Origin of the sequence: Gemella sp. 27098_8_92 (assembly GCF_041433685.1) — a bacterium.
Lineage (GTDB): Bacteria > Bacillota > Bacilli > Staphylococcales > Gemellaceae > Gemella.
The window spans coordinates 136452-162007 of record NZ_JAPWBZ010000005.1; the positions used below are offsets into that span (position 1 = coordinate 136452).

Consider the following 25556-nt stretch of genomic DNA (forward strand, 5'->3'; position numbering starts at 1 on the left):
AATTTAAATACATAAAAATTATAAAGGCTTTTGGCATTCACACATTTATATGTTGAATGTCAGAGGCCTTTTTAACTATTAAAGGAGTACACTGTTTTAAGCTGATTTGTTGAAAATTAGTAATGATAGGGTTAAAATTATATTATAGTTAGGAGAATTTGTAGGTTTTAACATAGGATGTAAGGGGGAATAATATGATTAAGTATGATAATGTATCGTTATGCTGTTCAGTTAAGGGTTTAATATTAGACAATTTAAGTTTTGAAATAAAAAATGGTGAGTTTTTTGTTCTTGTAGGACCAAGTGGTAGTGGGAAAACAACAACTTTAAAATTAATAAATAGGTTAATAGAGCAAACTGATGGAGATATTTATTTTGAAGATAAAAGATTAAAAGACTATAATTTAAGAGAATTACGCCTTGAAACAGGATATGTCTTACAACAAATAGCATTATTCCCTAATCTTACGGTAGAGGAAAATATTGCTCTTATACCAGAAATGAAAAAATTTGATAAAAAACTCATTGCTGAAAAAACGAAAGATTTACTAGAAAAAGTTGGATTGAATCCAAAATTATATATGAAAAGATATCCTTATGAATTGTCGGGTGGAGAAAAACAACGTATAGGCATACTTAGAGCTATTATTGCTAATCCTAAAGTACTTTTAATGGATGAACCCTTTTCTGCTTTAGATCCAATAAGTCGCACTCAGCTTCAAGATTTGATTAAGCAACTTCATAATGAGTATAAAATGACGACTGTTTTTGTTACTCATGATATGGATGAAGCCTTGAAGCTAGCTGATAGAATTTGTATCTTGCAGGAGGGAAAAGTTGTTCAAATTGCGACACCAAAAGAGATGCGAGATAATCCAGCTAATGATTTTGTCCGAGAATTTTTCAAAGTAAAGGGGTGTAATTAATGAATATAGCAGATACATTTATTGAACGTAAAGGTGAATGGGGAACAGCTCTTTTTCAACACCTTCAAATTTCATTACTATCTCTACTTATTGCGATAATTATTGCTGTACCTCTTGGGATAATTTTGTCAAATAATAAGAAAATCAGCGAGTGGTTTTTACAGATTACAGGGGTCTTTCAAACTATCCCATCGCTTGCCCTTTTAGGTCTATTTATTCCTTTTATGGGAATAGGAACAGTTCCAGCTGTAGTGGCATTAGTTATATATGCACTATTTCCAATATTGCAAAGTACATTAACGGGACTGTCAGAGATAGATTCTTCTTTAGAAGAAGCGGCAACAGCATTTGGTATGACAAAGTGGGAGAAATTAAAAAAATATCAACTTGCTTTATCGATGCCAATCTTAATGGGGGGAGTTAGAACTGCTAGTATTATGATTATAGGTACGGCGACTCTTGCAGCACTTATAGGGGCGGGAGGACTTGGTTCATTTATATTACTAGGAATCGATAGAAATAATTCTGCACTTATATTGATTGGAGCAATTTCTTCTGCAGTACTTGCAATTATTTTTGGTGCCTTGATTAAATTGTTACAAAATAAAAAGCCAAAAACAATTGTTGTAACTTTATTGTCGGCGGTAGTAGCTGTTACTTTAAGCTTTACACCATTAGCAAAGACATCTAATGATAAACTTGTGATTGCAGGAAAGTTAGGTGCTGAGCCAGAGATTTTAATTAATATGTATAAGATTTTAATTGAGAATGAAACAGATATAAATGTCGAAGTGAAACCTAATTTTGGGAAAACTAGCTTTTTATATGAAGCTTTAAAAGGTGGAAGTATCGATATTTATCCAGAATTTACAGGAACTGTTACAACAACATTATTAAAAGAACCGGTGACTAATATTTCTAATGACCCAAAAGAAGTATATGAGATTGCTAAAGAGAAAATTTTAACTCAAGATAGATTAGTATATTTAGAACCAAGTAAGTTTCAAGATACATATGCTCTTGCTGTTTCTGAAAAATACGCTAAAGATAACAATATACAAAAAATATCAGACCTTAAGAGAGTAGAATCTTCATTAACAGCTGGATTCTCGCTAGAATTTAATGATAGAGAAGATGGTGTACTAGGACTAAAAAAACTCTATGGACTAAACTTAAATATTAAAACTATGGAACCAGCTTTAAGATATCAAGCTATAGCAAATGGAGATGTTAATATCATCGAAGTATTTTCTACTGATAGCAAATTAATTACTAACAAATTAAAAGTATTAGAAGATGATAAAAAATTATTCCCACCTTATCAAGGGGCTCCATTACTTAGAGAAGAAACATTGAAGAAATATCCTCAATTGGAAAAAATTCTAGGAAAACTTGCTGGAAAAATAACAACTGAGGAGATGACTAAGATGAATTATGCTGTAGATATTGAAGGTAAGAGTGCTTATGAAGTAGCAAAAGCATATTTACAAAAAGAAGGTTTAATAAAAAAATAAACTAACAAATAATTATTAAGGAATAATTTACCAAGTTAATTAAATATATTACAACAAAAATAGAAATTCTTAAACAGCACGTTTAAGAGTTTTTATTTTTCCGCAATAACTTTATTTTTCTCATGTTTTTTGTTAAAATTAAGAGAAGATTTTATGAACGTAATAATTTTAGAAAGTAGGTGGAAAAGTGAAAATTACTAATATTACAAAGCTAAAAGTAAAGTATAAAATTGAATTAGAAAATGGGAAGTGTTTTTATGCCTCTGAAGATACGATTATAAAATATGGGCTAATAAAGAAAATTGATTTAACTAATGACCAACTTAAAGAAATTATTTCACATGAAAGTATAGAGAGTGCTTATAGTAAAGCTGTACATTACTTGCAGTATGGATTGCGTACAACACAAGATATAGTCGACTATCTTACAAAAAAAGAAATCGCACCAAATGTTATTAATGAAGTAATTAAGAAATTGATGGAGATTGGATATCTTAATGACGAGCATTACATCGAAGCAGCTGTAATGGATTATTTTAATCTAAATAATAAAGGTCCATATTGGATAAAAAGAAAACTGCAAGAAAAAGATTTAGATAGCGATATAATAGACAAATATATTTCTAAAATATGCACGAAAGAAGCTATGATAGAGATACTTTATAAGATAATAGAGCGTGAGTTTAATGTTAGACGAGAATCAAAAAATAAAAAAGTTCAAAAAATCACGCAAAAACTTTATACAAATGGCTTCACATCTGATATAATAAGAAAGGTGTTTGATATATTTTTCGAAGATTATGAGGAAGAGAATGAAGATGATATATTAGAAGAGCATTTTAGAAGAGCTTATCATTCTTATAGTCGTCGTTATGAAGGATATGCATTGAAACAAAAGCTAATTGAAAAACTTATAAGAGATGGTTTTTCATACTATACAGCTAAAGATTTTATTGAAAAACAAGATTTGTAAAGGAAGAATTAAATGAATAAAAGAAATGAAAGGCAAAAGAAAATAAGAAACTTTTCTATCATTGCGCACATCGACCATGGTAAGTCAACACTTGCGGATAGAATTTTAGAAAAAACAGGAGCTCTTGAGCAACGTGAAATGAAAGCACAATTGCTTGACTCTATGGATATAGAACGTGAAAGAGGAATTACGATTAAACTTAATGCTGTACAACTAAAATATACAGCAAAAAATGGTGAGGAATATATCCTTCACCTAATCGACACGCCAGGGCATGTCGACTTTACTTATGAAGTTTCGCGTTCACTTGCGGCATGTGAAGGAGCAATTTTGGTAGTAGATGCAGCGCAAGGTATTGAAGCACAAACATTAGCTAATGTTTACTTAGCATTAGACAATAACTTAGAAATTATTCCAATTATTAATAAGATTGACTTACCAGCTGCAGATCCTGAAAAAGTTAAAATTGAGATTGAAGATGTTATTGGCCTTCCAACTGATGATATAGTTCTTGCATCTGCTAAGGCAGGTATTGGTATTGATGAAATACTTGAACAAATTGTTGAGTATATTCCTGCACCATCAGGAGATGCTGAGGAACCACTTCAAGCATTAATTTTCGACTCATTATATGATGCTTATCGTGGTGTTATTGTTTCTGTTCGAATTAAGAATGGAACTGTAAAAGCTGGTGATAAGATTAAAATGATGGCTACTGGTGGAGTATTTGAGGTTACTGAAGTAGGTATCCACACTCCAAAAGAAAAAATTGTAGATGAACTTACTGCAGGGGATGTAGGATTTATCTGTGCATCTATTAAAAATGTAAGTGAAACTCGAGTGGGGGATACTATTACACTTGCTAATAATCCAGCAAAAGAAGCACTGCCTGGATATAGAAAACTTAACCCTATGGTATTCTGTGGATTATATCCAATTGATTCATCAAAATATAACGATTTACGTGAAGCATTAGAAAAATTAGAACTTAATGATTCTGCATTACAATATGAAGCAGAGACTTCTCAAGCACTTGGATTTGGATTTAGATGTGGATTTTTAGGAATGTTACATATGGAGATTATTCAAGAGCGTATTGAGCGTGAGTTTAATATCGATATTATTGCAACAGCACCATCGGTTATTTACAAAGTTGAAAAAACAGATGGCACTATGGTAGATGTATCGAATCCATCAGAAATGCCAGATCCACAAAAAATTAACAAAATTACAGAGCCTTTTGTTAAAGCGAGTATTATGGTACCAAACGATTATGTGGGCGCTGTTATGGATCTTTGTCAGAAGAAACGTGGTATTTTCTTAAATATGGAATATATCGATGATACAAGGGTAAACATTACTTATGATATACCTTTATCAGAAATCGTCTTTGATTTCTTTGACCAGCTAAAATCTAATACAAAAGGATATGCATCATTTGATTATGAATTAACTGGTTACAAAGATAGTAATCTTGTTAAGATGGATATCTTATTAAATGGAGAACAAGTTGATGCATTAAGCTTTATAGTTCACCGTGAGTTTGCATATCAACGAGGAAAAGTTATCGTTGAAAAACTTAAAAAACTTATTCCAAAACAACAGTTTGAAATTCCAATTCAAGCAGCTATTGGGAATAAAATTATCTCTCGTGAAACAATTAAGGCGATGCGTAAAAACGTTCTTGCTAAATGTTACGGTGGGGATATTAGTAGGAAACGTAAGCTATTAGAGAAACAGAAAAAAGGTAAAGAAAGAATGAAAGCTGTAGGTAGCGTAGAAGTCCCTCAAGATGCCTTTATGGCTGTTCTAAAAATGGATGACGAATAATGAAAGGTGAAATTCGCGGAGTATATATTCATATTCCATTTTGCAAATATATATGTTCATACTGTGATTTCAACAAATTTTATATCCAAAGACAACCAGTAGATAAGTATATTGATTGTTTGATTGATGAAATAAATAGTATGGATAAGATAGATAATATTGAAACTATCTATATAGGTGGAGGAACACCGAGTGCTTTAAATGATGAGCAATTACATCGTCTTTTGACAGCACTTAGAAAAAAAATTCCACAACAACTTCGTGAATTTACTTTTGAAGCAAACCCTGAGGATCTTGTTGATTCTCGGGTTGCTTTGGTAAAAGAGTACGGAGTTGACAGGATAAGTATGGGCGTTCAAACTTTTAATGATGAACTTCTTAAGATATTAGGACGTGGTCATGTTGCAGGAGATGTAGATAGGGCTATTACTAATTGTAAAAAGTATGAAATTAAAGATGTTAATGTAGACTTAATGTTTTCATTGCCGAAACAAACTATGGAAGATTTATTTGATAGTATGAAAAAGGTTGTAGGGTACGATATTAGCCATGTTTCGTGTTATTCATTGATATTAGAACAAAAAACAAAATTATATAATCAAGTACGAGATAAAAAAGTTACCTTACCTTCAAATGAAACAGAAGAAAAAATGTATGATGAAGTGATAAACTTCTTGACGGCAAATGGTTATAATCAATATGAGATTAGTAATTTTGCAAGGCCAGGGCATGAAAGTGTTCATAATAGTAGTTACTGGGAAAATATAGAATATTATGGACTTGGAGCAGGTGCTCACGGATATATTGATGGAGTACGTTATGCTAATCAAGGAGCATTAAAATTTTATATTGATAGTATGCTTGAAAAAGGGCATGCTAGACGTGAAGAACATACGGTAACAGATAAAGAAAAAATTGAAGAAGAAATGTTTTTAGGTCTACGACTTTTAAAAGGTGTAGATTTAAATAGTTTTGAAGAAAAGTACGGAAAAAGAGCAGAAAAAATCTTCAAGGAAGTAATCGATAAAAACATAAAGATAGGCTATTTAGAAATAGATGATAACAAGCTGTGCTTAACAAGAAAAGGGTTATTTTATGGGAATGAAGTATTCTCAGAGTTTTTATTAGATTAATGATAGTAAATTTTAAATATTATCACTTAATCACAGGGGGTTTATTAGATATCTAACAATACTCTATAAGGACTTTTTAGATATCTAGTAAACTGATTGTGCTTGATAAAATTGATTTTTGTAAAACTATACTTCCGAAATTATTTCCGAGAAAATATTAAAAATAAAAAGAAAGGAGAATCATTATGGAAAGAACATATATAGAAAAACTACTAAATAAACTAAATACTGAATATGGATTTAATTTGAAATTTGGTGAGAATTTTAAAATGGCTTTTTCACACTCATCATATACAAATGAGAAAAAAATAGCTAAACATTTGAATTATGAACGATTAGAGTTTTTAGGTGATGCTGTTGTTGAGCTTACAACAAGTGAATTTTTATTTAAAAAGTTTCCAGAGCTAGCTGAAGGTGAATTAACAAAACTGCGCGCCTCTATAGTTTGTGAAAAGACACTGGTAAAATATGCACTACAACTTAATCTAGATAAATGTATTTATTTAGGGCGTGGAGAGGAAAAAATGGGTGGACGTTCACGAGCTGCGTTACTTGCTGATATTTTTGAATCTTTCACGGGAGCTTTGTACTTAGAAACAAATTTAGAAACAGTAAAAATATTTTTAAATAATACCTTATTTACAGAAGTCGAAGACTATGAATACAGTAGCTTCGTTGATTATAAAACTATTCTTCAGGAGTATGTATTCAAAATCAAATTAGGTGAGATAGAGTATAAGGTGCTAGATTCAATTGGGCCTTCACACTCAAAAACTTTCATTAGTGCTGTTGAAATTGACGGAAAACAATATGGTAGCGGTACAGCAGCAACAAAAAAAGAATCTGAACAATTATCAGCTAAACAAGCTTTAGATAAACTAGGATATGATGGTATCTAAAGTAATCAGAAGAAAATTTTAAAGGAGAATAAGATGAAATTAGTAAAAGTCGAAGTAACAGGCTTTAAATCTTTTCAGAAAAAAACAACTTTTGAATTTAAAAATAATTTAATTGGCGTTGTCGGACCGAATGGATCGGGGAAAAGTAATATAATTGATGCTATTCGTTGGGTTTTAGGGGAGCAGTCTGCAAAGAACCTTCGTGGTAGTAGTATGAAAGATGTTATCTTTTCAGGGACTGAAGATGTGAAAAGAAAAAATTTTGCTGAAGTAGCAGTTACTTTTAGTAATGGAGAAGAGTCATGCGAAATTAAACGTCGTCTTTATCGAAATGGTGATAACGAATATTTTATTGATAACAAAAAAGCAAGATTAAAAGATGTTACGAATATGTACCTTGATTTTGGTATTAATAAAGAAAGTTATAGTATTATTACTCAAGGTAAGGTAGAAGATATCATTTCTTCTAAACCTGTAGATCGTCGTGCCATTATTGAAGAAGCTTCTGGTGTACTGAAATATAAAAATAAGAAAAAAGAAACTAATTCAAAATTGGAAAAAACAAATGATAATTTGCTTCGTCTTAATGATATATTTTCAGAAATTTCTACACGTTATGAAGTTTTGGGAGAGCAAAAGAGTAAAACGGAAAAATACTTGGAATGGTCCAAAGAACTAGAAGAAAAAGATATTCTTATTAATATTTATAATATAGCAGAGTATCAAAAAAAATTAGAAGTTTTATTAGCTGATAAAAGGATAAAAGAACAGGAAAAAACCGCTCTTGAAATTAAACAGGAAGAACTTATAAAGGATTTAGAGGAAATAAAGAATAGTTTAGTTACTCTTGATAGAACATATCTTAAGTATCACGATGAAGAATTAGAGCTGATTAAGAAAAAAGAAGGTTTACAATCAGAACTTAATGTAATAGAAGAACGTAAGAATAATAGGAATCTGCGTAGCGAAAAGTTAGCTGAAGATTTAAAATATTTGTTAGAAAGAAAAGAAAATCTTACTAAAAAGCTTATAGAACGTCAAGAGTTAGATAGTATTAATAGAGCTAAGATAAAATCTCTAACAAAGGAAATAGCGGACTTAGAAGAAGGTGGAGAGTATAACTTAGAAAAAATTGAAGCCTCTATAGACAAGCTAAGAGATGAGTATTATGGGCTAATTACAGAAGAAACAAGATTAGAAAATGGTATCGAATATGCTAAGAAAAATATAGAAAGTGCAGATGAGAACTATAAAGAGTTGTTAGAAAATATTGAGCGTCAAAAATCAATATATAATACTAAACTTACTGAGTTAGATAAAGCTACAAAAGAAAAAGAAGAGTTGAGCTCTAAGTTAACAGTATTGGAAAATAGCTTAAATGCTTTATTAGAAGAAGATGTTTTATTAGTATCTAAAGAAAAAAATATAGATGAGCAACTACGTACAGGTTATAATTTCAAAAGTAATTTAGAAAATCGTAAAAAATTCCTAGAAGATCAAATTAACAATTTGAGTTTTTATAACATAGGTGTTAAAGAGATTTTAGCTAACAAGGAAACTATTGGTGGAGTTCATGATAGTGTTGCTAATATAATAAACTTTGGTAATGAATATGCGACTGCATTAGATATAGCCTTAGGTCAAGCTCAACAAAATATTGTAGTTGATAGTGAAGCCACTGCAAAAAAATGTATTGAATATTTGAAAAAATCTAATAAAGGCCGTGTAACGTTTTTACCACTAAATAATATTAAAGCAAAAGCTATTGCCAGTGATATTTATAGTGTTTTAGTAAAAGAAGAAGGTTTTATTAATATTGCAGAAAATCTAATAGCGGTAAATGAAACATATAAAAATATTATTTCACATCTGTTAGGACTTACGATTATAGTTGATAATATGGATAATGCCAATCGTATTGCGCGTAGAATAAATTTCAGGAATCGTATTATTACTCTTGATGGACAAGTTATAAATAGTGGAGGTTCTATTACAGGAGGGGCGATTAATAAAAATACGAACTCTTCTATTAAACATAAGGCAGAGCTAGATAATCTTGAGGATAACCTTGGAAAAATAAATGATAAAGTATCTAAGCTAGAGACTGAAAAAACTAAGTTTGAAGTCAAAAGAAAAGAGTCTGTAGAAAACATAGTAGAGTTGAAAAATGCTAAAGAACAAAATACTCTATATATAAAAGAACTTGAATTAGCTATAAATCATAAAAATGCAGAACTTACTGATATAGCCGCTCATATCACATCTAATGAGAAGAAATTAGAGGTATATAGAACAGAAGATAATAATTTAGAAAATATATCAGAACTTACAGATGGACTTAAAAAAATTCGTGAAGAATTAACTATTTTGAATAAGAAAATAGAAGAAGAAACTGCTAAAAAACAAAGTGCACAGAGTGCAGAAGAGTTATTTGTTGAGAAAATAGCAGAGCTAAAAATAGAAAAATCTAAGCTAGAAGAAACTTTAAAACATATAACGGAAAGCATTGGAAATTATCAAAGCGATATTGATGATGTATGTAATCAAATAGAAAGGTTAGAAGCTTCTAAAAGTATAGAAAACCTTAGTGCAGAAGATGAAAAGAATATTCTTGAAAATAATACAAGGGTAATTAGTCAATGTAGTGAAAGACTAGGTATTTTAAAAAATCTTTTATCAGATTTAGATGCCGAAAAAACTGGTCTTTTTAAACGTGAAAAAGAAATTACTACATCACAGCAATATAGTAATGAAGAATTACGTTTGAAAATTTCAGAGTGTGAGAAATTAACAGTAGCTCAGACGAAGATTGAAGTTAAGATTGATGAGTATTTGGAAAACTTAGTTACTAATTATAGTGTGACCTATGAAAGTGTTGCTCACAAATTAACTGAAGAACTAATCACAGAAGTTCCTTCATATAAATCAGATGTAATTAGATTGCGTCGAGCTATAATGGAGTTAGGAAATGTTAACCTTAATGCCATCGAAGAGTTTAATGAAGTAAAAGAACGTTATGATTTCTACAATGAACAGATTACAGACCTGGTAGAGGCTAAAGCTAAGCTAGAAGAAACAATTGCAGAAATTGACAAAGAGGTAAAAGAAAGATTCTTAGAGACGTTTGTTCAAGTAGCTGAGAACTTCAATAAAATATTTATAAAATTATTTAAAGGTGGTTATGCGGATATGACGCTTGAAACACCAAATGATATTTTAAATACCGGCATTGTTATTGAGGCTTCACCTCCAGGGAAAAAACTTCAAAATCTTTCGCTATTATCGGGTGGGGAGAAGTCACTTACCGCAATAAGTTTATTATTTGCGATTCTTCAAGTGAAAAATCCACCGTTTGTTGTTCTTGATGAGGTGGAAGCGGCACTTGATGAAGAGAATGTTAATCGTTTTGCGAAGTTTTTAAAACTCTATTCAGAAGATAATCAATTTTTAGTTATAACACACCGTCGCGGTACTATGGAAGCTATGGATACATTGTACGGAGTAACAATGCAGGAAAAAGGAATAAGTTACATTCTTGAATTAGAGTTAAAAGATATGATAAAAAACTTCGAAGAGGTTATAGAGTAGAGAAAAATTATAATTTATAATTCAAAGAAAAAAGACACAGTTAAATTTGGGTGTATAATAATTAGTGTGGAAAGATAAAAACCACGCTAATTATTTTTTTATTTTAGTAAAGAATAATTAGAAACAAATAATTGTACATTTAATTATTGAAAAAAGCCTAATCAATAAAAGATTAGACTTTTAAATAAAGATTATCTGATTATTAAAATAAAATGTTTATCAGTTTAGCGATTGGATAAAAATTGATTTTAAGTTTAATAAAGAGATAACTTATGTACTCTGGTATGAATACATATTATTAATATAACATTAGTAATGAGGAAAAGCAAGTATTCCTATATCAATCTTGCAGACGGAGAAGACGCTAGTTCTATAGTTTTAATTATTTGAATAGGTTGTATAACTTTAAAGTGCGTTAATCGGTCGAACGGTAGTTTATAATTGAGCGATAAAGTAATTCGCCGTAATGTTTAAACTAGCGACAAAAATTACTCGCAAAGATGTTATAAAATATCAAATATGTATTAATAAAAAAACTCTTTTCTTTTTATCACTAATAAAATTAAGAATATCTTTTAAAATTCCTAAAATAAAATTTTAGGCATTTTTTATTTGTGATGAAAGAGTGAAAAGAGAAATAAATTAGAAAATCAAGTTAGAAAAATAAAATTAAAAATAAAAAGGAGATTAAAAAATAATGAGATTTAATAAAATAGTAGTTGATGTAGAAAAAATGTTAGGTAATTTAAAATTTACGAAAGTTCGTACTAAAGATAGATATGGTTTTCCAGGTCAAAAAGAACATATAGTAACATTATATTCTGATAAAATAGGGGAAACTTTTGAAGTACCATTTTTAAAAGAAGTTAATTTTGAACCTGACACACCAGTAGAATTAGTTGGTGAAGTAACATTGAAAGTATCAGCAGTAGAATTAAAACAAGGTGATTTAGAAAGAATCGATATTATGCATAAAATTTCTGCTGAAGATATTAAGCGTAAAGGTTCAGCAGTGGTTGGAAATGATAAAAAGTAATTAATTTAAAATAAGAGGTTATATAGTTAGAACAACAACGATATAACTTCTTATTTATTAATAATTATTAGTTGGTAAGTAAGAAATCTGCCGAATAGTAGCTTGCGAGTAAGGCTGTGAGTACGGGCGTTAAGCCCGCACGCAACAAAGACGAACAAGCAAAAAGCTACTAGGCAGGCGTGCCTTTAGGCACGCTTAACCCCCAACTAACTAATAAGGGGGGTTAAAATAAAAAAAGTATAAATGGTGATTGATTAAAACATTGATATAGAGCTATTTTTACTTTAAAAGGTTTATACTTTATGAAAAATTATATTACAATTTCTGAATGTGCTGATTTTTGTAGTTTTATAAATTATAAAATATCAAAAATAGGACTTAGAAAATTAATTGATAGGTCTAATCTATCAACTAAGAAAGAAAATAATATAATTTTTGTTGATAGATTAGAGTTTGTTGAATTAATACTAAAAAAAAGATATGAAAAAATAAAGAAAACAGTTAAATCTAAAGTAACAGATGCAGCTGATAAAGTAAATGATAATCTTTTTATTGGTTTGGACTGGTTTCAATGTACATTTTATGCAATGAGAAAAAGTTATTTTGAAAAAAGAGATGTTATTAATATGTTTGCTACACTATTAAGAATAAGTGAGAATGATATAGTATATTCTGAAAAGCGATTTTATAATTATAAATTTTGTTTAGAATATAAAGGAATCCATTTATTTTTTGGTGATGAAACATATAATCATTGTAATTTACAAATAACAGGTGAGGGTTGCAAGCTTTTAGATGAGTTATTATTTGAAAAGGAAGAAGATTATTTTGATTTTTTCAATACAGTAATAGCTTATAAAGGTAAGATTACTCGATTAGATATAGCTATTGATGATTTTTCACCTTTATTTGAATTAGAGGAATTAGAAAAAAAAATCCGTGAACATAATGAATTGATTGTTACAAAATTTCAGAGTTTTAATTTTATGCATGAAACAAAAAATGGAGTTTCAAAAGGAATGACTATTTATTGCGGAAGTAAGAAAAGTAATTTGTTTTTACGTTTTTATAAAAAAGGCATACAATTACAACAAGAAAATGAAGATATTGATTTAAACTTTAACAGATTTGAAATAGTAATGAGAGATGATAAGGCAAATTCATTTTTTAAGCAAATTTCAAAGTCAAAAAAATTAAAAGAAAAATCAGTATCAGTATTAAATAGTTATTTTTCAGTATTTGAAACAGAAGAAAAATTAAAGTATTGGGATAAATGGGAACAGTTAATACAAGGTTCAATGAAATTTAAGTTTGAAAATGTTAAGAAACAAAAAACAATAGAAAGAAAAAAATCATTTTTAATTACACAAGCCTCTACTTCTTTAGCATTAGTTCTGCAGGCAGATCAAGAAGCTAAAGAAAAAGGATTGTTAAATAAAGATTATGATACGATAGGCGAAATAGTATCTTTCGCAAAAATTAATGAAAAAGAAAAGGAAAAGTTAATAGAAGATTATATAAACAAAAAACAAAAAGTTATAGAAAATTTATATTAAAAAAACATTGGTACATAATATTAATGTTTTTTATTTTTGCAAAAATAAAAAAAGAAAAAGAAAAAGTGAGGAAAAATATATGAATAAAGCAACAAAGATTATTTTAACAACAGTTATTGCAGGTGCAGTTTTGGGAACAGCGGGAAAAGTTAAAGCTTCTGATGATGAAGTAGTAAATAAACCAGTAGAAGATGTACAACCACCAGTAGTTGATGATAAACCAGTGGTACCAGAACAACCAAAAGAAACTGAAAAACCAAAAGATGAGGTTAAACCAACAGAGCCAACTACACCAGAACAACCGCCAGTAGTTGATGATAAACCAAAGCCAGAGGAAAACAAAGATAAGGAAAAAGAAACTGAAAAACCAAAAGATGAGGTTAAACCAACAGAAGAAAAGAAACCAGAAGAAAATAAAGATAAAGAAAAGGATAATAAGCCTGAATTAAAACCAGAAGAAGAAAAGAAAGCAGAAGAAAATAAAAAAGATATTCTTGAAAATAAAAAAGATAATACTAAAACATTAAATGAATTTAATAATGTGGTAGATATTACTAAAAATAAAGAAGAATTGAAAGGTGTTATTGAAAATACAGAACGTTTAACACTAGAACAAAAACAAGTTTTAGGTCAAAAATTACAAAATGCTAAAACATCAGAGGAAATTAAAGAAGTAAAAGAACTTGCTAAAACAGGAGAATCTACTAATATTTTATCTAGTATTTTAGGTGCATTAGGATTAGCAGTAGCAGGATTTTTAAAAAAAATTAAATAATAAGAAAAATTTAAAGATATATGATAGGAGTTAGAAGAAAATATTATGAGTACACAAAAATATACATTAAGAAAGAGCAGAAAATATAAAAATTTAGTGTCAGTAGGGTTAGGATTAGCAACAGCAGTAGCAATAGGATTAGCAACAGATAATGAAGCTTTTGCTAGTAATGATGTTGTAAATAATTCTACAGTTGAGAGTATTAAACAAAATATCGAAAAAACTGAATCTAAAGTAGTAACTAAAGAAGAAGTATCTACAGCAAAATTGAATTTAGATACTGTAAAAGGTCAAGTAAAAGAACAGTCAAACGTTGTAGATGGTATTAGTAGTGAGTTGTCAAAAGTGTCGAAAGAAAAAGCTGAATTAGAAAAACTTTCGAAAGAATCAACACCAGAAAATGTAGAAAAGGTAAATAAAGAAATACAAAATAAGGATACTGAAATAAAATCAGAAAATGAAAAATTATTGGTTTTAAAAGGTCAGGAATTATCAAAACAACAAGAAAAACAATCAGCACAACAAAAATTAGAATCAGCTAAAAAAGAATTAGAATCAGCTAAAAGTAAAACAAAAGAAGCAGAAGCTAATTTACAAAATGCAAAAGATGTTTTAAATGGAACTAATGCAGATAAAGTGATTAAAGCATTAGAAGAAGCTAATAAGCAATTATTATTAGCAAAAGAAAATGTTGTAAATAAAGAAAAAGCATTAGCAGAAGCTAAAAAGCTTGATAAAGAAAGACAAGATAAAATTGATAATTTAACTTCTGAAAAAGATAAATTAGAAAATCAAGTATCAGAGCAAAAACAAGATTTATTAGTAAAAACAAAAGAAGCAGATGCAACTCAAAAAGCATTAGAAGAAGCTAAAAAAGAGTTAGTTAAGGCTCAAAATGATGTAGATAGTATTAATAATATTGTTTTAAGTGATGAATATGTACAGGCTTTAAAAACTTATATGGATTATAGTTTACCTGAATCTACAAGAGAAAAAGCAAAAGAAGTATTGAAATCAGAAAATGAAAAATTATTGAAATTAAATACTTATAAACAAAATAAAAATGATGATGATACATTGTTAGATGTAAATAATTTATCAGATGAAGTAAGAAAAGAATTATCATTATTTGCAAGTGATTTAGTTAATCAAATTAGAAAACAATTCGGTACTAAAAATACTGTAGTAACAAGTTCAGCTATAGATTTTGCTAAAAAAGTTGCTGATGAATATGTTAATAGTAATTTTGGAATACAGAATGGACATAATGAAGCTGGTATATCTAAAGTAGCTAGTGAATATGGATTAAGTCAAGGTCAATTTTACGAAAATCTTTATGGATTATATTCAGAGAATAATCAAGTAACAAAAGGTTCTTTAAAAAGCATGATTTACAATGGTATTGTTAAGTTTATGTTAAATGGTACAGAATGGTTACACGCTCAAAGTATTGCAGGTATTAATTATAATAATCCTCAAAAAGATTATTTAGGTGTTGATTTTTCTGTGTCAAAAGGTACAGGAGTTCATTTTATAACTGTAAGTGAAGAAGAAGTAAATAATGCAACTAAAAATAATTTTGATACAAAAGAAATACCTCAAACTCGTACACCAGAACAATTAAGAGTAGTATTAGATACAGCGAAATCTGATTATGCTTTAAAAGATAGTAATAATTCTCAAAAACAACAAGAAAAAGAAACTGCACAAAGTGTATTAAGTGGTACTCAAAATGTTTTAAAAAATGTTGTAAATAATTTAGATAAGGTATTGGCTATAAGAGAACTAACTCAATCAGCACAATTAAATTTACAAGAAGCACAACAAAAGTTAGAAAGAGATACTAAAATTCAGGAACAAGCACAGTCAAATTATGATAATTTAAGTGCAGATATTAAAGTAAAACAACAGGCAGTAAAATTAGCAGAAAAAGAATTACAAGAAGTAAAAGGTCAAGAATTATCAAAACAAGTTGTATATGATAATTTTAATTCTGATGTTAATAAAATAGATTTAGATTTAAAATCAAAACAACAAGAAATAAAAGACCAACAAAAAGTAATAAGTAATTTAGAAAATAAATTAGAGGAAACAAAAGTTTATCTAAATAAATTACAAAATGCTCCTGTATTGTTAGAAGAAGCAACAAAACAACAAAAAGTATTAGAAGAAAAATTATTGGTAGAGAAAACAAAATTAGAACAATTAAAAGTTCAAGAAAAAGAGTTACAAGCTAAATATTCATTGTTATTGTCAGAATATAATAGACAACAAACGTCATTAGAATTAGAAAAATTATCAAAAGAGTTAAAAACTAAAGGTAATTTAGAAAATGATAATGTTTTAAGTGTAGGTACTCTTGCTAAAACAGGAATAACAACATCATCTAGTATTTTAGGTGTATTATTGTTGATTTTAACATTTGGACTTTATAGAAGAAATAGAATTTAGTATTTGTTTAGAACAAGGGTAGAAGAAATTTTACCCTTTTTTTAAATTAGTCACGAGAGTGATCAAGTAAAAAAGAAAGGATAAAAAATGGTAAAATCAGAAGAAAAATTTACATTAAGAAAGAGCAGAAAATATAAAAATTTAGTGTCAATAGGATTAGGATTAGCAACAGCAGTAGCAATAGGAATGGCAACAGATAATGAAGCCTTTGCTAGTGATGTAGATAAAACAGAAAATCCTGCTACAAATTCAGTTACTAAACAACCTGAATCTACATCAGAAGCAAATAATTCACAAGGTAAGGTGAATCAAAGTAAAGGTTCTGTAGAAGTAAATTTAAAATCTCCAGAATTAGAAAAAGCAGTAGAGAAAGCTGTTAGTGGTGGAGTAAAAGTAGAAAAATCAGAAATAGTAGATAAAGGTATAGTTAAATCTACTGAAGAATTGTCTAAAGTAACAAAAGAAGTACAAGAAGAATATAAAAAGAAAGCAGAAGAAATAAATAAAAAAACTGAAGTTTATGTTAAGGATAAAGAAGAACATAAACAAGAATTACAGAGAATTATTGAAGAAAACAAAGAAAAGAAAGAGAAATATGAAAAAGATTTATCTGATTATAATAAAAAGGTAGAAGAAATAAAATCAGAAAATGAAAAGATAAAAACAAGAAATGAAGAAAAACAGAGGGATTATCAGAAAAAATTATTAGAATATGAGAAACAAAAAGAAGAACATAATAAAAGATTAGAAGAATTAAAGAAAAATTCAGGAAAAGATGGTTATTTATCAAATTCTCAATTACAGTCTTTAGTTTATAAAAATGAGCCAGATGCACATTTGGAGATAAATGCAGGTGAGAATAAAAATATCGTTAAAGATGACAATATACGATTAACATCAGTATATTATGCTAAAGGATATCGTATAGAATATAATGATTATAAACCTATTTATTTAACATATACGAATTTAAAAAATTCTACTTATGGAAATAGTAAAATTTCAAAAGTAGTTTATAAAATTCAAAGAAAAACTAGAGGGAATCATAATATATCGTTGTCTGTGTTTAATGACCCAACAACAGGGATTGGTTTTGGTTCAAAAGACCCAAGACAAGAATTAAGTGTAGAAATTACATTTTATGATGAAAACGGTAATCAAATAAGATTTACAAAAGAAAATCCTGGTCTATTGGCTATTTCAAGTATAACAACAAATGCAATGCCTGATGGTTCGTTTTATAGAGAAGTAATTAAAGATTATAATTTTTCTTTTGTAAAAATAACAGGTTCATCTGTAACTGAACAAGCTGACGGTATTTATTCAATAATGGATAATAAATTCAAGTCAGAGGGTGCGAAGTATGAACATACAGAAACTGATTTTGAGGGAAGTCCTTTATATTGGTATTTAGGTGCAGCAGGAAGATTAGATAATGCTGATTCAATAAAAATGACGTTCTTTAGTGATGTAGCTACACATTCGCAATTTTGGATGTCAATTAATTCTAGAGTTGCTTCACCAGTCGCAGTTTATAATCAACCACCTAAAGTTCCAACTTTAGAGGAATTAAAGGTGGAGCCACCAAAACCAGAACAACCAGTTTATAAAGAAGTACCAAAAGCACCAGAAGTGCCGATTGTTAAATATAATACTTATAAAGTAAATGTAGTTCCTAGCATTGAAAAACAAGTAAAAAATGTTGAAAATCAAGATATTAATAATCAGTATGTATCAAAATTAAGTACGGTTAAATGGGAATTAAGAACAAAAGAATTGCCAGCAGGAAGAAAACAAATTGATAAATATGTTATTACTGATAATCTTCCTAAAGGATATGTTTTGGATATAGAAAAAACAAAAGAAGAAAGTAAAGATTATGATTTATCTTATAATAAAGATACTCATACAGTTACTTTAACAGCGACAGCAAAATTATTAGAACAGTTGAATAAAGATTTAACAAAATCTATTTTAGCACCTATTCCAACATTGGTAGGTACAATAACAAATGATGGTGCGACACATAAAAATAATTTTAGTTTAACAATTAATAATGATTATGAAGTATATTCTAATATTGTTAAGGTAAGTACACCAGGTAAACCTAATGACGAAGATAATCCTAATAACAATTTAATCAAACCTGAAAAACATAATTATAATAAAGATGGAGTTTTAATTGACGGAAAACAAGTAGAACGAGGTTCAGTAAATTATTATAAATTATTATGGGATTTAGACCAATATAAAGGAATTAAAGCTACAAAAGAAGATATTAAAAAAGGCTTTTATTATGTAGATGATTATCCAGAAGAAGCATTAGAATTATTAGAAAAAGATGTAAAAATTGTAGATTCTAATAATAATGAGGTAAAAGGAATTACAGTAAAATCTTATTCAAGTTTAGAAAAATCACCTAAAGAGGTACAAGAAATGCTTAAAAAAGCAGGAATAACTCCTAAAGGTGCTTATCAATTATTTACAGTAGATAATCCAGAAGAATTTTTTGAAAAATATGTAGTAAAAGGTAATAGTATTCATATAACATCACCAATGAAAGTAAAAGAAGATTATAATGAGAATGGTGGTAAATATGAAAATAAAGCATATCAAATTGATTTTGGTAATAGTTATGAATCAGAGGTAGTAGTAAATAATGTACCTAAAAAAGAACAACCACCAAAACCAGAACAACCAAAAGAAAAAGAGAAGCCAAAAGAAAAAATATTACCTAAAACATCAGCAGTAAAAGAAAATTCACGAGGGTATAATAATATATTAGGTTATATTTTAATGACTTTACTAACATTTGTATTAGGTTTCTTTGGAATAAAAAGAAAAGTGAAATAAAAATTAAATAGAAATAAAGGTAGTTGGTTTAACTAACTATCTTTATTTTAGATATATTTAATTTGAGGAGTGATAAAAAGAAAAAGAAAACGGATAAATGGAAGTGAACAATTTGAGAAAGAAAAGACCTACATTAAATGATTTTGAGCAATTTATAAAAGAATTTAGAGAATATAAGAATAATTGTAATGAAAAACATAAATATAAAGAAAGCAGTAAATATTATTTAGCAATATTAAACAATACAGTATCAATAGAAATAGAAAATAAAGAAACAAATACATTTGTTTTATTAGGGTATTTTAATAGTTTGGGAGATTGTCAAAAAGCAAGGGAAAAATTTCAAAAGAAGATATTAGAATTAAATGAATATGGGTATTGGGATTAGGAGTTGAAAAGAATGAACATATTAGAACACATAAGACAAATAAGTAAAAAATTAAATTTAAAAAGTTCAGAAAAAGAATATAGATATTACATAATAGTTCAAAGTAATAAAGTAGAAATGATATTAGTAAAATCAAATAAAAATTTAGTTAGTGAGTTAGGATATTTTCATAATGAAGAAGATTGTAAAATGATAATTAATAAATATCAGAAAGAGTTGTTAGAGTGCATAGTTTAATTAATAAAATTATAATTTTTCAAAGTAATAAAAAAATACAGTTGATAGTTTATTTTTTAATAATATTAAGTGTAATTTTATTAGTTTATTATTTGAAAAAAAGTAATATAAGTAACATAGAACAATTTTTAAAGTTTTTAAAAACTGGAAAAAAGCCATGAGTTTAATTAATATTCATTAGGAAATGAAAGGGGTATGATAGAAGATGAATCAGGTAATTTTAATGGGAAGAGTTACAAAAGATTTAGAGATGAAATTAACTTCTGCAGGTAAAGAGATGTTAAGATTTTCTTTAGCAGTAGAAGAAAACAAAGAAAAAACTAATTTTATAGATGTAGTTGTTTTTGGGAATAGTGCAAAGTATTTATTTGATTATTTAAAGTCAAAAGGTAGAGTAGCAATAACAGGTACATTACAAAATAATAACTATGAGAAGAACGGAATAAAAATATATAGTTATAATGTAGTAGCTGATAAGGTAAAAATAATTGATTTTAAAGAAAAGCAAAATGAACAGATTGAAAATCCGTTTAATCAACGATTTGCGGAAGATTATATAAGGTATTAATAATGGCAAGTTTAGAGAAGTTACAAAAGAAAATAGAAAAACAACAAGAAAAACAACGAATAAAATTAGAAAAACAAGCATTGAAGCAAGCTAAAAAGCAAGAGAAGATTTTATCTAAACAAAGAAAAAAACAAGAGCCTAATAAAATAATATCTACAGCAAAAGATGTAGTGATAGGTGAAAATAAAGAGTATATAAAGCAAGAAGAATTTTCACGAAAATTAGAAGTAAATAAACGAAAAAATAAGTTTATAATATTTACAGTATGGTTTATAGTATTTTCAATATTGGTATCGAGTATTTTTCTTATAGCGACTAAGGGAATGGATAAAATAAAATTATCTAATAATATAAATGCTATAGAAAAAATTGAAAATCAGATACAAGGAATACCTATATATAATGCTAGAACAGATAATTTTGCTAAAAATTTTGCAACATTATATATAAATTATGATAGAGAAAAGCAACAGGAACGTAAGAAAGCATTAGAATTATTATCTTTAGAAAATTTAAAAGATAATATGGCTGATACATCAGATGTAGAACGTACTTTAAATTCTATAAGATTATATTCTGTAGAAGATAAGGAAAAAGATATACAGATTTATAAGTATATAGTAAGTTATTCATTAAAAAATAAAGATAATAAGAAAAATAAACAAGAAGTATTAAATATACCAGTAAAAATAATTGATAATAATTATTTAGTTTGTGATTTTCCTTATTTTTCTGATATTCCTAGAGATATAGCGAAAGGATCATATCAAGAAAAAGAAGTAAAATTAGATAGTGAAAAAGATAAAAGACAGGAATTAGAAACTTTTACAAAAGATTTCTTTAAAAAATATACAACGTATAAAAAAGAAGAAATGCAGTATATAATGAAAAATCCTGAAAGTTTATCAGGAAAAGAATTTAATACTTTAGAAAATTTTGAAGTCTATAAAGATAATGGTAAATATCTAGTAATAACTACAGTAGTTATTCAAGAAAAAGATTTTAAATTATCGACTAGAGAAAAATTTAGATTAACTGTAATAGTTAAAGATGACAAATATTTTGTAGAAAAATTAGAACATAATTAAAAAAGAGAGGTAAATAATAAATGAATGATTTAATATTAATGGCAATAAATGGAGATTCTGCATTATCAGAGTTTAGGAGAGTAGCAGGTCCAATTTTAATAATGGCGATAATCGCATTAGCAATTATTGCAATGTTTAAAATAGGTTTGAAAGGAATGATAGGAACAGTAGTAACTGGTGGCTTTGTATATTTAGTAGTAATAGAAACAGAATTAGTATTAAAAGGTATTTCTGGATTCTTTAAACTATTTTTCAATTAGATTATGAAAAGTTTATATAATTATACAAAGGCATTAAAAGAACCTATGAAAATTCGGCAAATAAAAGGATATACAATATCAAGGAATGGAATTAGGGTTGTAACAGTAGCTATATTTTTTGTAGTAACGTTTATTTTTTATATATTAGATAAAATAATTCCAATGGTAAAAGTAATGGGATATGCGTATTATGGTTTTCCTATTCTTATAACATGGGCAATAATTAATATAAATGTTGATGGTAAAAGTATGATAATATACTTATATGATTATCTTAAATGGAAAATAGGAATTAATATAAAGAATAAAAAATATAGTTATGATGAAGAAATTAAATATAGAAGTAAGCATATAAAATTTAATTAAATAGACCCTAGATATTTTATTTTAAATATAAATTTAGAATAATATATCAGGGTCTTTTTTTTATGAAAATAAAATTTTTTTCGTGAGAAATATATTTTATTACAAAAGAGAGGAGAAAATAAATGTTTAAATTTCCTTTAAAAAGGACATATCAAAATATACTATTAACAAAGTCAGGTAGTATATATTCTTATTATAAAATAAGTCCTGAAATAATTTCAAGGGCAAATACAAATGAAAAACAAGAATATAAAAGTAGATTTACAAGTTTATTAGATGATGTAGTAAAGTTTAAGGATATTCATTTAAAAATGTTACCTAAAAACATGAATTTAGATGAAAGACTTAATATTTTGGCTAATGATTATGATGTTAGATATAAAGATGTAGCTGAATATTACGGAAGAGAAGCTATTAATCTTTTAGAAAGAGAATTAGGACAAATAACAAAATATGAATTTTATATCGGAGTAAGAATAGATAGAATATATTCTGAAATGGAAGATATAAAAGATACAGTTAAAAATGCTGTAAGTGGTGTTACTGATAAATTAGCAAGTTCATTAGGATTTGAAATAGAGGTAACAGATGAGTATTTTTATAAATTTACACAAGCAGAAGCAAGTGTATTTAATAGTTTAAGGGTACTTGATATAAGACGATGTACAGAAGATGAATTAAATTATTTAATAAGATATAACTTTTTAGGCAATGTTTATCATAATGTAGATGAAGAAAGTATTTTAAGAGGTAGTAATCAAATAGCAAATGCTGAATTAGATACCACAGAAAAGAGACTTATTAAAATTGATACAGAAGATACAACAATTTATAAAAGTTATTTAGTATTAGAAAGTACAGATTATTTAATGAATAATTTACATATTTTTGAGAATTTACAATCTCAAGGCTATCCTGTAGAAGTTGATTTAAAATTCAAGCCTGTAGATAAAACTACTTTTGATATGAAATTATCACATAAAATACGTTCAAAGGCTCATGAAGTAAAAGAAGAATTTATGAGTAATGAAAAATTAAAAGATGAAAGTATGAGAAATAATTTTTTAATGGATAGGATAGATAATGAACATTCACAATCTAAAAATTTTGTAGAATGGTTGTTAGTAATAACATTATCGAATACTAGAAAAGAAGAATTATTAAGACAAGTTCGACTTGTAAAAAAAGAATTAAAAAGACAAAAAGTAAATGTAATTGCCCCAGTTGCGGATCAATTACAATTATTTTATCTTATGCTGCAAGGTAGCGAACTTGGAATGTATAGAAATTGGATTCAAACAACTACAACAGAAGCACTATCAGAAGTGTTATTTGGAGTAGGTCAAAGTTTGGGAATGGAAATAGGATTTTATCTTGGTAGAATTGATAGATTTGTAAAATCAGCAAAATTATTAGAAGATAATATCCATGCTTCAAGAGATATAGTATTATTTCACCCTATGATAGCTAATAAAGGTATTGCAGGAACAAAAACAGATTCACCACATATAGCGATAACAGGAAAAACAGGAAAAGGAAAATCATTTTTAGCGAAATTAATATATATTCAAAGTTTAATGTTAGATGTAAAAACGTTGTATTTTGACCCAAAAAGTGAAATGCAAAAGTGGTTTAGTAGAATAACTGAAAGTGAAGAAAATAATAGATTATATCCATTATTCGCAAAACTTTTAAGCAGTATAAAATATTTAACAATAGATTATACTAAAAAAGAGAATTGGGGAATTTTAGACCCAGTTACATTTTTAGATGGAGCAGAAGCAGTAGAATTAACAAAAGCAATGTTTGATGAAGTAGTAGATTTAACTAATGATAGAAAAATAGAAACTGCACTTTTAAAGGCAATTAGAAAAATAGTAGATTTAAAACAACAAGGTGAAACAGTTGGAAGTTTGCATATTATAAAAGAATTACAAGAAAATGAAGATGTTGAGATAGTCGAGGCAGGAGACAATTTATATGAAAAAACACAAAATGGAATGTTAAAATTACTATTTTTTGATGGTAGTAATAATACATTATCATTAAATAATAAAAGTACAATATTACAAGTATACGGTTTAGATTTACCTGATGCTAAAGATAGTAAAGATACATATACGGATTCACAAGAAAAAAGTTTAGTAGTAATGCAAGTATTAGGAAAATTCATGTCTTTATTTGGAAGTAATCCAGATGAAGAAACAATAATTTATACGGATGAAGCATGGGTACTTAATACAAGTAAAATAGGTAAAGCAACTAAAAAATCATTAGAACGTGTAGGAAGAAGTATGAATAATGCTTTAGTATTTATTACTCAATCAGTATTTGATATAAAAGATGAAAATAATATAGCAGGTAACTATGGTAGTATATTTGCATTTGATGAAGAACAAGAAAGAGTACACATATTAGAACATTTAGGATTAGAAAATAATAATGTAAATATGGATATATTATCAAACATGGTAAAAGGACAATGTTTGTTTAAAGATATATACGGTCGAGTTGCAAAATTAAGCGTACATTCATTATTTAGTGAGTGGACACAAGCATTTAAAACAGTTGAAAAATCAGAAGTTGCTTATGCAGAAGAAAGGTATGCTTAGTATCTTAAGAGGTTTTAAAATGAAGAATAGCGATAAGATAAAGTTATGTTTAGTTATTATATATTACGTATTATTTTATATTTATATTTTGATGAATATAAATCTTATTTATAATATGTATAGTGGTAAAATATTGATTTTAGTGTTAATAGTAATTAGTTTAATTTCTTTTATTTTGTGTATATTTACTATCGTAAGGAAGTGAAGCTTGATATAAATTATGTTATAATATTTTAGGGTGATAAAAATTGTTTCAAAAAATAATAAATAGTAATAGATTATTAAAAATATTAGTTGTTTTATTTATATCTTGTTTTGCTACTGTATTAATAACATCAAGAATACGGAGGATTATATATTTATTAAATGAAAAAGTTAATGATGTATTAAATAGAGAAGTAATAGCTTTAAATATAGAGAAAGGAATATTAATATTAGGTTTTATTTTATTTTATTTAATATTGATGATTATAGGAAATAGAGATATAAAATTAAAAAATTTA

General features: G+C 27.4%; 20 protein-coding genes. All 20 read left to right on the forward strand.

All coding sequences use genetic code 11. The features are described from left to right. Positions 1-194: 194 nt before the first annotated feature. A complete protein-coding gene (locus O3802_RS05095; protein ID WP_371458571.1) occupies positions 195-926 on the forward strand; it encodes an ABC transporter ATP-binding protein in 732 nt (243 codons plus the stop codon). Next, complete coding sequence (locus O3802_RS05100; protein WP_371458572.1) at positions 926-2440, forward strand: ABC transporter permease/substrate-binding protein; 1515 nt, start codon at positions 926-928, stop codon at positions 2438-2440. The genes O3802_RS05095 and O3802_RS05100 overlap by 1 nt, the downstream gene beginning before the upstream one ends. Before the next feature lie 187 nt (positions 2441-2627). Then, positions 2628-3413, forward strand: a complete 786-nt coding sequence (locus O3802_RS05105; protein WP_371458573.1) for a RecX family transcriptional regulator — start codon at positions 2628-2630, stop codon at positions 3411-3413. A gap of 12 nt (positions 3414-3425) precedes the next feature. Then, the gene (gene lepA / locus O3802_RS05110; RefSeq protein WP_371458574.1) at positions 3426-5243 is read left to right on the forward strand and encodes a translation elongation factor 4; all 1818 of its coding nucleotides are present in this window, start codon (positions 3426-3428) and stop codon (positions 5241-5243) included. After that, a complete protein-coding gene (gene hemW, locus O3802_RS05115; RefSeq protein ID WP_371458575.1) occupies positions 5243-6376 on the forward strand; it encodes a radical SAM family heme chaperone HemW in 1134 nt (377 codons plus the stop codon). The genes lepA and hemW overlap by 1 nt, the downstream gene beginning before the upstream one ends. A gap of 185 nt (positions 6377-6561) precedes the next feature. Then, complete coding sequence (gene rnc / locus O3802_RS05120; protein ID WP_281665982.1) at positions 6562-7275, forward strand: ribonuclease III; 714 nt, start codon at positions 6562-6564, stop codon at positions 7273-7275. A gap of 33 nt (positions 7276-7308) precedes the next feature. Beyond that, positions 7309-10863: a chromosome segregation protein SMC gene (gene smc, locus O3802_RS05125; protein WP_371458576.1), complete on the forward strand. Its 3555-nt coding sequence runs from the start codon at positions 7309-7311 to the stop codon at positions 10861-10863. Positions 10864-11560: 697 nt separating this feature from the next. Beyond that, on the forward strand, positions 11561-11899 hold the full coding sequence (locus O3802_RS05130) for a hypothetical protein (protein WP_371458577.1): 339 nt from the start codon (positions 11561-11563) through the stop codon (positions 11897-11899). A 302-nt stretch (positions 11900-12201) separates the two neighbouring features. Then, positions 12202-13455 (forward strand): replication initiation factor domain-containing protein, encoded by a 1254-nt coding sequence (locus tag O3802_RS05135; protein WP_371458578.1) that lies wholly within the window; start codon positions 12202-12204, stop codon positions 13453-13455. A gap of 79 nt (positions 13456-13534) precedes the next feature. Continuing rightward, positions 13535-14230 (forward strand): LPXTG cell wall anchor domain-containing protein, encoded by a 696-nt coding sequence (locus tag O3802_RS05140; RefSeq protein ID WP_371458579.1) that lies wholly within the window; start codon positions 13535-13537, stop codon positions 14228-14230. A 45-nt stretch (positions 14231-14275) separates the two neighbouring features. Beyond that, positions 14276-16681 (forward strand): SEC10/PgrA surface exclusion domain-containing protein, encoded by a 2406-nt coding sequence (locus tag O3802_RS05145; protein ID WP_371458580.1) that lies wholly within the window; start codon positions 14276-14278, stop codon positions 16679-16681. An 87-nt stretch (positions 16682-16768) separates the two neighbouring features. Continuing rightward, positions 16769-19534: an SspB-related isopeptide-forming adhesin gene (locus O3802_RS05150; RefSeq protein WP_371458581.1), complete on the forward strand. Its 2766-nt coding sequence runs from the start codon at positions 16769-16771 to the stop codon at positions 19532-19534. Between the two features lie 97 nt (positions 19535-19631). Continuing rightward, entirely contained in the window at positions 19632-19922 is a 291-nt protein-coding gene (locus tag O3802_RS05155) for a hypothetical protein (RefSeq protein ID WP_371458582.1), read from the forward strand. Between the two features lie 12 nt (positions 19923-19934). Continuing rightward, complete coding sequence (locus tag O3802_RS05160; RefSeq protein ID WP_371458583.1) at positions 19935-20159, forward strand: hypothetical protein; 225 nt, start codon at positions 19935-19937, stop codon at positions 20157-20159. A 205-nt stretch (positions 20160-20364) separates the two neighbouring features. Continuing rightward, entirely contained in the window at positions 20365-20727 is a 363-nt protein-coding gene (locus O3802_RS05165) for a single-stranded DNA-binding protein (protein ID WP_371458584.1), read from the forward strand. Between the two features lie 2 nt (positions 20728-20729). Further along, on the forward strand, positions 20730-21815 hold the full coding sequence (locus O3802_RS05170) for a conjugal transfer protein (protein WP_371458585.1): 1086 nt from the start codon (positions 20730-20732) through the stop codon (positions 21813-21815). Positions 21816-21835: 20 nt separating this feature from the next. After that, positions 21836-22075 (forward strand): hypothetical protein, encoded by a 240-nt coding sequence (locus tag O3802_RS05175; protein WP_371458586.1) that lies wholly within the window; start codon positions 21836-21838, stop codon positions 22073-22075. A 3-nt stretch (positions 22076-22078) separates the two neighbouring features. Then, positions 22079-22441, forward strand: a complete 363-nt coding sequence (locus O3802_RS05180) for a TcpE family conjugal transfer membrane protein (protein ID WP_371458587.1) — start codon at positions 22079-22081, stop codon at positions 22439-22441. Positions 22442-22563: 122 nt separating this feature from the next. After that, the gene (locus O3802_RS05185; RefSeq protein WP_371458588.1) at positions 22564-25053 is read left to right on the forward strand and encodes an ATP-binding protein; all 2490 of its coding nucleotides are present in this window, start codon (positions 22564-22566) and stop codon (positions 25051-25053) included. A 248-nt stretch (positions 25054-25301) separates the two neighbouring features. Then, positions 25302-25556 (forward strand): hypothetical protein (locus O3802_RS05190; protein WP_371458589.1); only part of this gene is annotated, 255 nt, incomplete at its 3' end.